15 protein-coding genes are annotated in these 14988 nt (G+C 38.8%); 12 read left to right on the top strand and 3 right to left on the bottom strand.

The features are described 5' to 3' along the window. The first annotated feature begins 8 nt into the window (after nt 1–8). The 7 genes from ODZ84_RS08520 (at nt 9) to ODZ84_RS08550 (ending at nt 5021) form a co-directional block, all read left to right on the top strand. A complete protein-coding gene (locus ODZ84_RS08520) occupies nt 9–842 on the top strand; it encodes a hypothetical protein (RefSeq protein WP_266176553.1) in 834 nt (277 codons plus the stop codon). Nucleotides 843–983: 141 nt separating this feature from the next. After that, nucleotides 984–1886 carry an NmrA family NAD(P)-binding protein gene (locus tag ODZ84_RS08525; RefSeq protein WP_266176554.1) on the top strand — a complete coding sequence of 301 codons (903 nt, stop codon included), beginning with the start codon at nt 984–986 and terminating at the stop codon, nt 1884–1886. 108 nt (nt 1887–1994) lie between these two features. Further along, nucleotides 1995–2918 (top strand): helix-turn-helix domain-containing protein, encoded by a 924-nt coding sequence (locus ODZ84_RS08530; protein WP_266176555.1) that lies wholly within the window; start codon nt 1995–1997, stop codon nt 2916–2918. A 244-nt stretch (nt 2919–3162) separates the two neighbouring features. Next, nucleotides 3163–3531, top strand: a complete 369-nt coding sequence (locus tag ODZ84_RS08535; RefSeq protein ID WP_266176556.1) for a hypothetical protein — start codon at nt 3163–3165, stop codon at nt 3529–3531. A gap of 23 nt (nt 3532–3554) precedes the next feature. Then, nucleotides 3555–4061 carry a hypothetical protein gene (locus ODZ84_RS08540; protein ID WP_266176557.1) on the top strand — a complete coding sequence of 169 codons (507 nt, stop codon included), beginning with the start codon at nt 3555–3557 and terminating at the stop codon, nt 4059–4061. A 35-nt stretch (nt 4062–4096) separates the two neighbouring features. Next, the gene (locus ODZ84_RS08545) at nt 4097–4462 is read left to right on the top strand and encodes a hypothetical protein (protein WP_266176558.1); all 366 of its coding nucleotides are present in this window, start codon (nt 4097–4099) and stop codon (nt 4460–4462) included. Between the two features lie 22 nt (nt 4463–4484). Further along, nucleotides 4485–5021 carry a hypothetical protein gene (locus ODZ84_RS08550; RefSeq protein ID WP_266176560.1) on the top strand — a complete coding sequence of 179 codons (537 nt, stop codon included), beginning with the start codon at nt 4485–4487 and terminating at the stop codon, nt 5019–5021. A 74-nt stretch (nt 5022–5095) separates the two neighbouring features. On the opposite strand, the gene ODZ84_RS08555 is transcribed toward ODZ84_RS08550, so the two are convergent. The 3 genes from ODZ84_RS08555 to ODZ84_RS08565 all read right to left on the bottom strand — a co-directional run bounded on the left by ODZ84_RS08555 (nt 5096) and on the right by ODZ84_RS08565 (nt 8897). Beyond that, the gene (locus ODZ84_RS08555) at nt 5096–6022 is read right to left on the bottom strand and encodes a malate dehydrogenase (protein WP_266176561.1); all 927 of its coding nucleotides are present in this window, start codon (nt 6020–6022) and stop codon (nt 5096–5098) included. Between the two features lie 106 nt (nt 6023–6128). Then, nucleotides 6129–6680, bottom strand: a complete 552-nt coding sequence (locus tag ODZ84_RS08560) for a biliverdin-producing heme oxygenase (RefSeq protein ID WP_266176562.1) — start codon at nt 6678–6680, stop codon at nt 6129–6131. A gap of 24 nt (nt 6681–6704) precedes the next feature. Then, nucleotides 6705–8897: an ATP-binding protein gene (locus ODZ84_RS08565; RefSeq protein ID WP_266176563.1), complete on the bottom strand. Its 2193-nt coding sequence runs from the start codon at nt 8895–8897 to the stop codon at nt 6705–6707. Nucleotides 8898–9273: 376 nt separating this feature from the next. Here ODZ84_RS08565 and ODZ84_RS08570 point away from each other — a divergent pair, with 376 nt between their 5' ends. The 5 genes from ODZ84_RS08570 (at nt 9274) to ODZ84_RS08590 (ending at nt 14972) form a co-directional block, all read left to right on the top strand. Then, on the top strand, nt 9274–9633 hold the full coding sequence (locus ODZ84_RS08570) for an Ntn hydrolase family protein (RefSeq protein ID WP_266176564.1): 360 nt from the start codon (nt 9274–9276) through the stop codon (nt 9631–9633). Between the two features lie 30 nt (nt 9634–9663). Then, entirely contained in the window at nt 9664–10824 is a 1161-nt protein-coding gene (locus ODZ84_RS08575) for a porin (RefSeq protein ID WP_266176566.1), read from the top strand. A 20-nt stretch (nt 10825–10844) separates the two neighbouring features. Continuing rightward, entirely contained in the window at nt 10845–12275 is a 1431-nt protein-coding gene (locus ODZ84_RS08580) for an anion permease (RefSeq protein ID WP_266176567.1), read from the top strand. A gap of 112 nt (nt 12276–12387) precedes the next feature. Then, on the top strand, nt 12388–13044 hold the full coding sequence (locus tag ODZ84_RS08585) for a succinate dehydrogenase cytochrome b subunit (RefSeq protein WP_266176568.1): 657 nt from the start codon (nt 12388–12390) through the stop codon (nt 13042–13044). An 11-nt stretch (nt 13045–13055) separates the two neighbouring features. Further along, nucleotides 13056–14972: a fumarate reductase/succinate dehydrogenase flavoprotein subunit gene (locus ODZ84_RS08590; RefSeq protein WP_266176569.1), complete on the top strand. Its 1917-nt coding sequence runs from the start codon at nt 13056–13058 to the stop codon at nt 14970–14972. The last annotated feature ends 16 nt before the right edge of the window (nt 14973–14988 follow it).

Raw genomic sequence — 14988 nt, forward strand, 5'->3', positions numbered from 1 at the left:
AAATTACTATGAAACGGATTAAACGTACCGGCTTTTTTTTAATCATTAATTCATTAATACTTATCAATTGCCAGACAGATGATACTCTGGAAAATGAATCTCAAAATAATATTCCGAATTTCGAGAATTATCATTTCCGGTATATGGATTATCCGAATGGCGTTATGCCTGGTGGTAACGGAATGGTGAAAATAGAATATGATCATCAGAACAGACCTGTAAAACGCATTGGCGGATTGACACTACTCCCTGCTTCTACAGGCTATACTTACTTGTACTCAAGTACGTATACTGAAGCTGTTACTTATGGAAATAATGAAATATTTCTTTTTGTAAAAAGTCCAGAACCAAACAATTTTCCGGATCGTCTGAAAACTGTTTTTAAAATGGAAAATGGTAAAATAATAAGGAAAGTGGAAGTCAATGTAAATTATCCGAATGCTAATGACACCATTAATTATTATTATACTGATAACAAAATAACAAGATCTTACAGAAAGAAAATATTTCCTGTCAGTGAATCGAAATATTACTATAATACCTCAGGAAATGTAGACAGCATCGTGGCAAGACCTTTTACTTATCATGATACCACGCAGACCTGGGAAGTTGATTATATTACAAAATACAGAACAGTACAGACTCTTAAGAATTACGATCACTCTTTTAACCCAACCCAAAAACTAATGCTTTTCGAGGAAATTTTCAACCGATCTCTTTCTAACAATAATTACAGGTTATATGAGAGCAAAACATATGACTTTAACGGAAGTGTTTTACAATATTATACCTGGAGCTGGACATTTAATTATGCAAATGACCAGATCATTTTTGGAAATTAATGTTTAATTGATTTCCTAATCCAGATACAAATCCATTTTCATACATCTGAAGATGGATTTTTTTGGCTACGCAAAAAGTAGATTCGGCTACAGCCGGTTTCTGTGCAATCCTGAACTTTGCTTCAATAAAAAAATTAAAAAATGAAAATTATCGTAACCGGCTCATTAGGAAATATCAGCAAGCCACTGACGAAAGAACTTATCGGAAAAGGCCATGATGTTACGGTCATCAGCAGTAAGCCTGAAAGACAGTCTGAAATAGAATCTCTGGGAGCAAAAGCAGCCATCGGAACGATGGAGGATACTGTCTTCTTAACCGAAACTTTTAAAGGTGCTGATGTTATCTATGCCATGGAAGCATTGAACGCGGGCGTTTTCTTCAATCATGATATTGATTTTATTCAGGCAAATATTCAGATTGCAAAAAATTATAAAGAAGCTATTCAAAGATCCGGTGTAAAAAATATAATTCACCTGAGCAGTATCGGTGCTCATATGGAAAACGGTAACGGCATTTTGAAGTTTCATCATGAAGCAGAAAAGGTCTTCAATGAACTCCCTGGCGACATTTCTATTAAATTTATGCGCCCTGTAGGTTTTTACTACAATATGTTCTCTTTTATTCCAACGATAAAATCACAGAACCTGATCATTCAGAATTATGGCGGTAATGATAAAGAACCATGGGTTTCCCCTTTTGACATTGCTTCCGCTATTGCCGAAGAAGTCGAAAAGCCATTCAGTGGCAGAGAGATCAGGTATATTGCAAGTGAAGAGATTTCACCCAACGAAATTGCAGCAACACTTGGGGAAGCCATCAGAAAACCCGATTTAGAATGGTTGGAAATTCCGGATGAAGATCTGTTAGGTAATCTAATAAAAGCAGGAATGAACCCGGAAACGGCAAAAGGTTTTGTGGAGATGAATACGGCAAGGCGAGGAAGTATATTGTATGAGGATTATAATAGAAATAAACCTGTTTTAGGAAAAACCAAAGTAAAAGAATTTGCCAAGGAATTTGCTAAAGTCTATGTCAACAGTTAATTTCTTTATCTTAAAATAAGACGATCAGGAAATTTTGCTAAAAACAGCTGTTACTATTTACAACATGTTCTTTTCCTATATAAAATTGCAAAAAACAATTAATTTAGTATGATGAAACAGCCCGTCAGACTCAAAACAATCAGCGAATTCCATCAGTTCCGCGGATTACCTAAACCCGAACATCCGTTGATCAGCGTGATTGATTACAGTACCATCAGTCATGATGCTGATGTAAGAGAATTGAGCTGGGTGCTCGATTTTTACTCGATTTCGGCAAAAAGAACTTCCAATGCCAAAATAACGTACGGCCAGCAGGCTTATGACTTTGACGAAGGGGTATTGTTTTTCATGGCTCCCGGGCAGGTTTTCAGTGTTACCGTTGACCCTGATCCGAACAGGCGGTCCCAACATACGGGTTGGATTTTACTGATCCATCCCGACTTTTTCTGGAATACTTCTTTAGCCAAAAGCATCAGACAGTATGAATTTTTTGATTATGCGGTCAACGAAGCGTTGTTTCTTTCCGAAAAGGAAGAAAACACCATTTACAGGATTATCGAAAATATTCAGCAGGAATATCATTCCAATATCGATCAGTTCAGTCAGAATATCATTATTTCACAAATAGAGACCCTGCTGAATTATGCTGAACGTTTTTATCAGAGACAGTTTATTACCCGAAAAATATCCAACCATCAAATCCTTGATTCCTTAGAAAAATTATTGACGGATTATTTCAGCCACGAAGATCTTATCACCAAAGGACTTCCTTCCGTACAATTTGTTGCGGAGCAGTTACACGTCTCTCCGAGTTATTTAACAGGACTTCTGAAAGCTTTAACCGGACAGAGCACCCAACAGCATATCCATGAAAAACTGATCGACAGAGCCAAGGAAAAACTGTCGACCACTCCGCTCTCGGTAAGTGAAATTGCTTATGAGCTGGGCTTTGAGCATCCTCAGTCTTTTAACAAACTCTTTAAGAATAAAACCAGCCAGACCCCTCTGGAGTTCAGAAACAACTTTAATTAGCGATTTATTCGTGAGAATTCAGGCTTATCTCTTCTTTAACAACATAAATGTCAGGCTGAATAACAGTACCTGGCATTTTTAAGCTTGAAAAATATCAGTTTTAATACAAATTTCAAACAATAAATAACTATTATTCATTGCATTATATATTTAATGTATCCATAAAGATTATTTTTATCACTTTTTAATGAAATATATAATATTTTAAGTATTTTTATGGTGAACTAATAAAATATTAATCACCATGAAAAAAACACTTTTTTCAGCTGTTGCATGCCTCGTTATCGTGACCTCATGCAATAATGAAAGTATTCAGACTGTAGCTCAGGAGAATAACACTGCTGAAGCCGTCCAGAATTTTAAACGGGCGATCATTACCGTGAATAATTCTAAAGACCTTCCGGTAACTGATGGAAAGCTTAACTCAGAATATCAGTCTTTCCAGATGAGCGAACAAAGAAAAGACATTCTTCTGCCTGCTGCCAAACATCTCATAAAATCCACAGGAATAAAAGACGAGCAGATTGAAAAGACTACCAATGGTGATAAAACGACAACCATTTTATGGGCCATGGAAATTTTCAGGAACAACTACAAAAATTCTTCTTTATAATCTTTATTCTTAAAAGAATTCTTATGAAAAAAATATCATTATTCCTTTTATTATTAATCGGAACTATCACATACGCTCAGACAGGAACCATCACTATCTATAACTTCTCAGCATACAGTATTACTTACCGACTGGTAGGCTCTCAGCTCAATGCTTATAATATTGACTGCCAGCCGGTAGTCAGAGGCCAATCAGCAGTTCCGTTAGCTCCTGCAAGCTCAGTAATATATTCAGCATATAATTCCAGTCATCTGCAAAATCCTGCTATCAATGAATGGTATGTCATTTCGGACGAAAACAGCATTCCCAGCCAGAACTATAATGTATCTGCTGGAGTTACGATTCCTTCACAACTTTCAAATCTTACATCCTGGCACACGATCGATCTCAATTTTTCCAACGGCGGATTCATCAACCTTGGTGTACACTGCGGAGGTGGCGGTACCGGAATATTCACTGGAACGACCACCGGAAATATTACAGCATCATGGAACTCTTTGGGAAATAATGTTGTGATATTCATTAATTAATTCTATTATAAAAACGACACGCTAATTTAATACCTATGAAAAAAACTTTTTTATTTGCGGTGATATGCTTTTTTGTCATGACTTCATGCAGTAATGAAAGCATCCCCGTTGCAGCTCAGGAAAATCTTACGGCAGAAGCTGTACAAAACTTCAAGAAAGCCATTATCACCTTCAATAATGCCAAGGACCTTCCTATGTTTGAGAAGAAAACTAAGAATCTCCAGTTTCCTGAAATGAGTGAACAAAGAAAAGAGATTCTTCTTCCCGCTGCGAGACAACTCATAAAGTCAACAGGAATAAAAGAGGAACAAATTGAAAAAACGACCAATGGCGATAAATCAAAAATCATTGTATGGGCAATGGAAATTTTCCAGAACAATTACCCGAACTTTTCTCATTAATCTTTACTCTAATAAAATCTAAATGAAAAAAATATCATTATTCCTTTTATTCTTAATAGGAACTTTCGCATACGCCCAGATCGGATCAATGACGATCTATAATTTTTCTGCACACAGCGTCAGCTACAGATTGGTAGGCACCAATGACAACACTCAGCCCATTGACTGCCAGCCTATTGTCGCAGGATCTTCTGCCAGTCCATTACTCCCGGCAAGTACGGTCACTTACTCCCAGTACAATACCAGCCACACCCCGACCCCTCTCACAGCTCCTCATATTAATGAGTGGAACGTAATTTCCGATGCCGTTGGAATTCCGGGTCAGACTTATAATACATCAGCGGGAATTACCATCAGCCCGGTAATTACTTCCGTAACATCCTGGCAGTCTATCGATTTGTATTTTGCCAACGGTGAATATACGCAGCTGGGAAGAGATTGCGGATATGTCAGCAGTGGCGGCGGAGGCTTTAATACCACCTTACCAAGCGGTATTACCGTAACGTGGAACTATATAGGTCCTGCAGCTAATGGTAATGTCGTCGTATTTATCAGCTAATATTTATTTTATATATGAAAATGAAGACTCCGCGCCAAAAGGTGCGGAGTCTTTATTTATAAATCATCTGGAAATTAAAACTTCAGATCTCCATTAACTTCTCTTACCGCTTTGGCAGCTTCAGCAAATTTTAATTGCTCGTCTGCAGTAAGGGTAACATTGATGATTTTTTCCACACCGTTGGCACCGATAATAGCCGGAACGCCAAGGCAGATATCGTTTTGTCCGTATTCCCCTTCAAGCATCAGGGAGCAAGGAATCATTTTCTTTTGGTCACAAGCGATGGCCTGCACCATTACAGAAACAGCAGCACCTGGAGCATACCAGGCTGAAGTTCCCAATAATTTAGTAAGGGTAGCACCACCTACTTTGGTTTCTTCAATAACGTATTTCTGTTGTTCATCATCTAAAAATTCAGTTACAGGAACACCGTTTCTTGTTGCCTTGCTCAATAAAGGTAGCATTCCGGTATCACTGTGAGCAGCGATGACCATTCCGTCTACGTCAGAAATAGGAGCTTCCAGAGCCTCAGCCAATCTGTATTTGAATCTTGCAGAATCCAGGGCACCACCCATTCCGATGATTTTGTGCTTAGGAAGATCTGAAGTTTTGTGTACCAGATATGCCATGGTATCCATCGGGTTAGAAACCACAATAATGATTACTTCAGGAGAATGTTTTACCAAGTTTGCCGTAACATCTTTTACGATTCCTGCATTGATACCGATTAATTCCTCTCTCGTCATTCCCGGTTTTCTCGGGATTCCTGATGTTATCACTGCTACATGAGAACCTGCAGTTTTGCTGTAATCTCCTGTTGTTCCGGTAATTTTGGTATCGAATCCGTTTAGAGATGCCGTCTGCATCAAATCCATGGCTTTACCTTCAGCAAATCCTTCTTTAATGTCTACTAAAACGACTTCCGAACAGAAGTTTTTCATTGCGATGTATTCTGCACAGCTGGCTCCTACCGCGCCTGCTCCTACTACAGTTACTTTCATTTTGATTTATTTTTAAATTATTCGTTTAAGTTTATTATTGTAACAGCCCAAATTTAACAATTCCTGAAAAATTGGGCAATCTTTCAGGAATTTAATTATCGGATGTTTAATTAACGTTTAATAAGAATGTGTATAGCTTTTTAGCTCCGGACAATACTTCATTATAATGTTCCTCTTTCACTTCAGTATCCAGAACTTCTTTGAAGCTTTTCCACATAGGTCCTGTATTTTCCTGATAACATCCAAAGAAATTGAAGGTCACCTGGTCAAAGCCTTCTGTTTTTGAAAGCTGTTTGGCTATTACATTACCTCCTAAAGTAGAGCCTTCGATCACATACATTGCTCCTAAAGCTTCATTTTCATTATCGAATTCCAGAGTATGGGAGACAGCCTTATTATGCAAAGAAAGACTTTCAAGGTCTTTTTCTATGAGAGAGAGTTTCTTCCGGTCGGCCAACTGAAGTTTATCAGAAAAATTTTCTTCAAGACTGCTGAAAATTTTGTCCTCAGCGTGAAGAAGCATTAAATAATTGTTATGGATGATTTTTTTATAGTCTTCTAAGGTGAAGGTTCTGTTAAATATTTTTTCAGAACTAAACAATTTCTCAGCCGCATCGTGAAATTCAGCAGTATTTTTTTTAAGATATTCTGATACCATAATAAGGTTTAAAATTTCCCAAATTTAAGGCTTTTTAAACGTTAAAATGAAACTTGTTCCCTCTTTATTGCTAACATAATCAACATTTCCGCCGATTCTTTTCATAATCCGGTGTACAATTGATAATCCTACTCCATTCCCTTTAAATTTTTTAGCATTATCCATTCTGTTGAAAATTTTAAACATTTTATATTTTTCTTCTTCCGGAATTCCTATTCCGTTATCAGAAATACGGTAAACAACCGTATCACCGCTCTCTCTTCCTTCAATTTCCACCTTAGGGTGTTCACTTTGTGAAGAATACTTAACAGCATTATTGATAATATTTAAAAATACCTGATGAAGCATTGTTTTATCGGCTAAAACATCAGGACAGTCTTTGATAATGATTTCACTTTCGGGACTTTCAAAGGTAATCTTTGCGTTTTCTGAGATCTTCTGAATGGTTTTGAATGTTTTGATATTCTCCAGCTGAATTTCACTGTGCTTTGCACGGCTCAGCTGCAGTACGTCATGCATCATTTCTGCCATTGTATCGATCTCTTCAATTATAGAATTGATTTTACTTTTGCTTTTTTCGGACCCGTCTGTCAGACTTTTCAACAGCATCTGGGCATTCAGCTTCATCACCGTTAAAGGAGTTCCGAGATCATGGGAAATGGTATATGAAAAACTGTCCAGCTCTTCGTTTACTTTCTTCAGCTCATCATTAAGCCGTTTGATCGTAATATAATTTTTATGGGAAGTTTCAAGAATAAGATCGCGAACAGCCTGCACCGCAGCGATATTTCTTGAATTCCATCTCTTTGAATTTCCTCTGATATTTTCTGTAAATAACCGGAAAGATGTTCTCGGCGAAATGATCTGTTTCTCTTCTCCGTTCTGAGAAAATACACTGACTTTCTTCTCAGGATTTCCGGCCCAGTTGATGTGTTCATCAAATTCTTTGCGGAACCATATCAACATTTCATTCTTGCTCTTTTCAACAAAGTAAATAATAATTCCGGCGCTTTTTTCATTCAGCTGAAGCGTCTCTCCGTATTCTTTCAGAAAACTTCTGTTGGAATAAATAATTTCATCCGTATTTTCATGCGCCCAGCTAATAATTCTTTTAATTAACTTATTATCAGGAACAAACCCGTCAGTCACTATATTTTCACCGGAAACAATAGCTAAACCGTCTGCTTCCGGAAGATTTCTTATTTCCGTTTTGTTTTCAACCAAAGAATCAAATAAGCTGTTATGCTTTAAGAATTCTGATTTCAGCTGGGAAGATATTTCAGTAAGCTCCAGTCTGTAGTTTAATTCTTTTTTAGACTTAAAAGAAGAGTAGGCATTTGATGCCAGGGCTGTAAAAATCCCCGCCTGCACCCGGTCCTCAAGATCAATATGCTTTGGTTCAGAATTCTGGCAGGTTACCAGTCCCCAGAGATAATTATCAATAATAATAGAAACACTGAAGCTTGAAGAAGCTCCTGAGTTTTTAATATATTGCCCATGAATAGGTGACATAGCACGGGTTGCTGTAAAAGTAAGATCTACAGGTTCGGTGCTTTTACTCAATACAGGTACCGGCTCCGAATATACATTGCTGAAAATTCTTTTCCTTTTCTTGATGTAAAGTTCGCGCGCCTGTCTGGGAATATCCGATTCCGGATAGTGCAGTCCGAGATAACTTTCCATATGATCATCTCTTTTTTCTGCGATCACCTTTCCTGAGCCATCCATCATAAATTTGTAGACCATCATACGGTCATAATTCACAATTTTGGAAAGAGTACCGAGAAGCTGTTCCCAAAGCTCCTGCTCATCACCGATAATATAAAAATTATCATATTTGTTAGAAATACGTTTATTAGGATTTGCCAAAACTTTTTCAAACTCTAAAAAAATATTTTTTCCACTTCTGAAAATCGAAAAATGATACTCTGTATGATTAATAGTAATTTTATCAAAGTAGGTTTCGTTCTCTCGTTTGGTAAAACTATCAAGGGAGTTATAAATTTCAGATGCTATAATATTTTGGAAACTTTCAGGAAAGTCCGTAATTTTTTTACCGAAAAGCTGTTCAACATTTTCGACCGTAAAAATATCCTTAATATTCTGGCTCAGAAAAGTAATGGAATGAGAAATTGTGTCTATGCCAATCAGATATCCAAAACTTTGTATATGGCCCGGAATATGGATGGGCTCTTCATGACATTCTACAAAATTCATAATTTTTTTTGATCTATCAAATGTAATGATTTTTTTACAGCTATACCACTGTGTGGTATGTATTCTTAAAAGTGTTAAAATGCCTTTCTTTAATGGTATAACCTGTATCACTTATGATTTTCACAAAAAAAACTCTTTGAATATTTAACATTTAAACCGTTAATTATTTGTAATATGCTAAAAAACATCAAATCTGCACCTTAAAATTTTGTAAATATGATCATTAACATGAATTAAATATTAATTTTTAAAATAATTATGTTAATTAAACAAAATTATTTAAATTTATATCACCAAAGATTGAAAATATTTAAAAATCATTAAAATATTCCTGTTAGAAATTCAGCTCACAACCTACCTAACTCTAAATATTATTATGAAAAATTTCCCATCGATTCTTTTTTCTCTTATTTTATCCACCGTACTCTGGGGTGAATATCACGCCTGCGAAGAAGTGCTCTACAAGGGACCTGGACACATGATCATCACTGCTCCCTCTATGCAATGGTCTGACAGGATCCTTGCTGATCCCTGGATTCTACCTGAAGGAACCGAAAGATTGACCACGGTCCATATTTTTAATTCGGAGGCTTTCGGTGACCATTCCGTTTTTGAATATATCAGTAGAAAACCAGTTATTCATCTTTCTCCGGAATATACCGTGGCAATCCATTCTCCGACCTTTAATGAACAGCCGGCTTTCAATAATGATTGGAAAGGTATTCCGGGAACTTAATTAAGATTTATTTATTAAAACACAATCGATATGACCTTTTTTTCAACCAAAAAAAGCAATCTGCTTTTTTATCTTATGCTGTTTTCCCTATCCGTTCATGCTCAGATACCGGATTCTATTCAGACCGCACAACAGCAGGAAAGCACAGTAAAATATCCTCAGCTTCAGATAAAAGGGCTGTTTCAGGCACGCTATCTTGTTGGGATGGCAGAAGATGTAGATGTCAACGGACTTCACCATTCGGATGGTTCAGGAACCAGCAATAATTTTATGGTAAAATACATGAGGATCCAGGTTCGTGCGCAGATCAGTAAAAGAACTGAAGTAGTCGCATTGGCTAATTTAGCTGATTTTAAAAATGATCCCAAATCAAGAGTTCTTGAAAATGCCTATTTAAAATACACCTTTAATCCAAAACTGGCGCTTACAGTTGGACAATTCAGACCCTGGTTCGGACTTGAAGAAACTTATCCTATCGATATTATTAAATCGCTGGACTGGTCCAATCAGTATACCGAATTTGGGAAATTGGGGTGGACAAGCTTTCAGATCGGGATGTCAGCAACCGGACAGCTGAAATTAGGTGAAATTCCGTTTCAGTATGCCCTTTCTGTAGTTAATGGAAACGGAAAAAACCAGGTGAATGATAACGATAACGGAAAGCAGTACTCTACCAGATTAGTTTTCGGTCTCGTTAAAGATTATAACTTAAACCTTGGCTTAAACGGGGGAATCGGAGAAGTTTTCGGCAAGAAAATTTATGCGGTGGGCGTTGATTTAAGTTCGCTCGTTAATTTCGGTCAGAGATGGAGTCTGGACATGCAGCTTGAAGCGAAACAGGGTACCAATCACCAGCTGTATTTTGCTGTTGCTCCGGAATTACGACCTGAAAATCCGGACGAATACTTAATTCGCGGTGCTTACTTCCTTCCGAATTTACGATATGAAATCAATCATAAAAACCTGAGTGCCTTTGAACTTTCATGCCGGTATGAATATCTTGACACCAATTTCAGGCTCGATTCCAATCCAAGACAGACGATCACGCCGATGTTCGGACTTGAATTCTTAAAAAATTACGGGGCCAGAATTCAGCTCGGCGTTCAGTTTGACCGATATAAATACCAGATAGCAAACACATCACAGTATAATAATAATCTATTCATTGTTCAGGTACAGAGTAGATTTTAAACATAAAAAAACAGACTATTATGAAAGAAATTAATATTAGAAATGTAGTGATCACCTTTGCGGTGGCGCTCATCCTATGGTTTATTCCCGTACCGGCCGGAGTAGCGGAAAACGCGTGGCATCTGTTCGCCATTTTTGCAGCCACCATATTAGGAATTATTTTAAAAGCAGCGCCTATGGGAACCATGTGTATGATGGCCATCGGATTTACCGCACTTACGCAGGTAGTAGCCCCAGGCGATGCAGGAAAGTCGATCACAAAAGCACTTTCGGGATTCGGGGATAAAGTGATCTGGCTGATCGGGATCTCATTCTTTATTGCAAGAGGGTTTATTAAAACAGGACTGGGAAACAGAATCGCTTTTCTGTTTATCCGTATTTTTGGTAAGAGCTCACTCGGATTAGCCTACGGACTGGGATTGGCAGATGTATGTCTTGCTCCTGCTATCCCAAGCAACACGGCAAGAGGGGGCGGAATTATTTATCCGATCATGAAATCAATGGCCATCAGCTTTGATTCCATACCCGATAAACCTGAAACGCACAGAAAGCTGGGTTCTTATCTAACCTTAAACAGCTATTACATGAACCTCATTGCGTCTTCTATGTTTTTAACAGGAACAGCAAGTAACCCGATGTGTCAGAAATTTGCTGCTAACTTAGGTATTAATATTACCTGGATGTCCTGGGCTGCGGCGGGTTTTGTTCCCGGGCTGGTTGCTTTCTTTGTAGTGCCTCTGGTATTATACAAATTGTATCCGCCTGAACTGAAAAAAACCGGTGACGCTCCGAAAATGGCGGCTCAGAAATTAAGAGAAATGGGGCCTATTTCTAAAAATGAATGGCTGATGCTGCTGGCATTTTTCATACTGCTGGGACTTTGGATTTTTGGAGGAGCCTTATCTATTGATGCAACGACAACGGCTTTCATAGGTTTAACTTTACTTCTGCTAACCTCGGTACTGACATGGGAAGATGTAAAATCGGAAAAGGGAGCCTGGGATACGATCGTATGGTTTGCGGTACTGGTAATGATGGCAAGTTCACTCAACGAACTGGGATTCATCGGATGGTTCAGTAGCCTGATTAAAGCTGAGATCGGCGGAATGACGTGGACGGTCGCCTTTCCGGTAATTATTCTTGTTTATTTCTTCAGTCATTATATTTTTGCGAGTGCGACAGCTCATGTCGCAGCGATGTATGCCGCTTTACTTGGAGTAGGCGTTGCTGTAGGAATTCCTCCGATGTTGCTGGCGATGATGCTGGGGTTTTTGGGCTCCATTTACGGAGTTCTGACGCATTACGGTCACGGTCCTGCGCCTGTATTTTTCGGAAGCGGATATGTAGATTTAAAAGCCTGGTGGCTCCGTGGGCTCGAAATCGGAATTGTTCTGTTGGTTATTTATATGGGAATCGGCGGACTCTGGATGAAAGTTTTAGGGTATTATTAAAAGCCGGATGCCGGAAGCACGAAGCTGAAAGTTGTAGAAATACTTTACTATTCGCCGGAAAATCTGAGCATTCTTCTTCATCCCAAGTTATTTAACATCAAAAACAAAAAATATGCTGTCAACGCTGTCAAGAAAGATGCTGATGGGTCTTACAGGACTTTTTCTTAGCTTCTTTCTGCTGATTCATTTCTTGGGAAATCTTCAGCTTTTTTTACCGCAGGAGCAGGCACACCTTCAGTTTAATGCCTATTCGCATTTTCTGTCGGGAAATATAATCATCAAAATCGTTTCATACATTTTGTATGCAAGTATCATTCTTCATGCTGTGGAAAGTTTAATCATGACCTTAAAAAATAAAAAATCGGGAGCTGTATACCAAACCGACCGACGTGGAAGAGCCAGCAAATGGTATTCAAGAAATATGGGAATTCTGGGAACTTTACTCTTCATTTTCCTGGTGATCCATTTTCAGAATTTCTGGTATATCTATAAGTTCGGAAATCCTCCATTAGACGAAAACGGTAACAAAGATCTCTATATTCTTGTCGTCACTGTTTTTAAAGAATGGTGGTACGTCATCATCTACGTCATTTCGATGATCGCATTGTGCTATCATCTTATTCACGGAATTTACAGTGCCGTCAGAACCTTAGGATTATTTCACCCGAAATATGTAAAATGGTTTAAAAATATTGGAATTGTCTATTCAGTCATCATCAGCGCAGGATTTGCCTTAATGCCTGTTTATGTATTCTTCACATACCGTTAAAGTTGAAAACTATGATTTTAAATTCAAAAATACCGGAAGGGCCATTAGAAAAAAAATGGGAAAATTACAAGAAAACCGCCAAACTTGTAAATCCGGCTAACCGTAAAAAATTAGAAGTCATTGTTGTCGGAACCGGGTTGGCCGGAAGTTCCGTCGCTGCGTCACTAGGTGAAATGGGGTACAATGTCAAATCATTCTGCTTCCAGGACAGTCCCAGAAGAGCACATTCTGTGGCAGCTCAAGGGGGTGTGAATGCTGCCAAAAATTACAAAAACGATGGCGACAGCATCTACAGAATGTTTGCTGACACCCTGAAAGGCGGAGATTTCAGAGCCCGCGAAGCTAATGTTTACAGGATGGCTGAATGTTCCCTTAACCTCATCGATCAGGCTGTTGCCCAAGGTGTTCCGTTCGGAAGAGAATATGGCGGCTATCTTAATAACCGCTCTTTCGGAGGTGTGCAGGTGAGCCGTACATTTTATGCGAGAGGACAGACTGGGCAGCAATTGCTTTTGGGAGCTTACCAGGCTTTGATGCGACAGGTCGGAAAGAAAAGTGTTCAGTTATTTTCAAGGCACGAAATGCTTGATTTAGTTCTCGTAGACGGAAAAGCCAGAGGAATTGTCGTCCGGAATCTGGATACCGGCGAAATCGAAAGGCATGCGGCCCATGCTGTTATCCTGGCTACAGGAGGTTATGGTAAAATCTATTATTTATCAACGTTGGCAATGGGCTGCAACGGTTCTGCCATCTGGCGCGCGCATAAGAAAGGAGCGTTAATGGCTTCCCCCAGCTGGATTCAGGTACATCCTACTTCACTTCCGCAGTCCGGAGATTATCAGTCGAAATTGACCTTAATGTCTGAATCTTTAAGAAATGACGGCAGAATCTGGGTTCCGCTAAATGAAAATGAAACCAGAAAAGCTAATGATATCCCTGAAAACGAACGAGACTATTATCTGGAAAGGCGATATCCTGCTTTTGGAAATTTAGCCCCGAGGGATATTTCTTCGAGGGCGGCCAAAGAAAGAATTGATGCCGGTTTTGGGATCGGACCGCTGAAAAATGCCGTTTACCTCGATTTTTCAAAAGCGATAAAAGAACAGGGGAAAGAAAAGATTCAGGAGAAATATGGGAATCTTTTTGATATGTATCTTAAGATAACGGGATATGATGCCTATCAGGAGCCCATGATGATTTCTCCTTCTGCCCACTTTTCAATGGGCGGACTCTGGGTAGATTATGAATTAATGACTACAATTCCCGGGCTGTTTGCATTGGGGGAAGCTAATTTTGCGGACCACGGAGCCAATCGGCTGGGTGCAAATTCTTTGCTTCAGGCTTCTGTAGATGGATACTTTATCGCGCCTTACACGATTGCCAATTATTTATCACAGGAAATCCATACCGGAAAAATCTCAACAGACACCCCTGAATTTGATAAAGCAGAAAGTAATATCAAACAGCAGATTGAAGATTTTATCCGTATTAACGGGACAAAAACAGTGGATTATTTCCATAAAACCTTAGGAAAACTGCTATACGATTATTGCGGCTTAGCCCGGAATGAAGAAGGGCTGAAATATGCCATCGGAGAAATAAAAAAGCTGAAACAGGAGTTTTACAGGGACGTAAAAGTTTCCGGCAAAGGTAATACCATGAATACTGAACTTGAGAAAGCAGGTCGTGTAGCCGATTATTTTGAAATTGGTGAACTGATGTGCTACGATGCTCTCACCCGAAACGAATCCTGCGGAGCGCATTTCCGGGAAGAATTTCAGACCCCGGATGGAGAAGCTGTACGAAACGATGCCGAATTTCAGTTTATTTCGGCATGGGCCTGGGCAGGTGAAAATAATGAGCCGGAACTCATTAAAGAACCTTTGGTTTTTGAAGAGATACAGCCGACGGTAAGAAGTTATAAATAAGACTTAACCCAACAAA

The sequence above is a fragment of the Chryseobacterium fluminis genome, from assembly GCF_026314945.1.
In the GTDB taxonomy this organism is placed as follows: domain Bacteria; phylum Bacteroidota; class Bacteroidia; order Flavobacteriales; family Weeksellaceae; genus Chryseobacterium; species Chryseobacterium fluminis.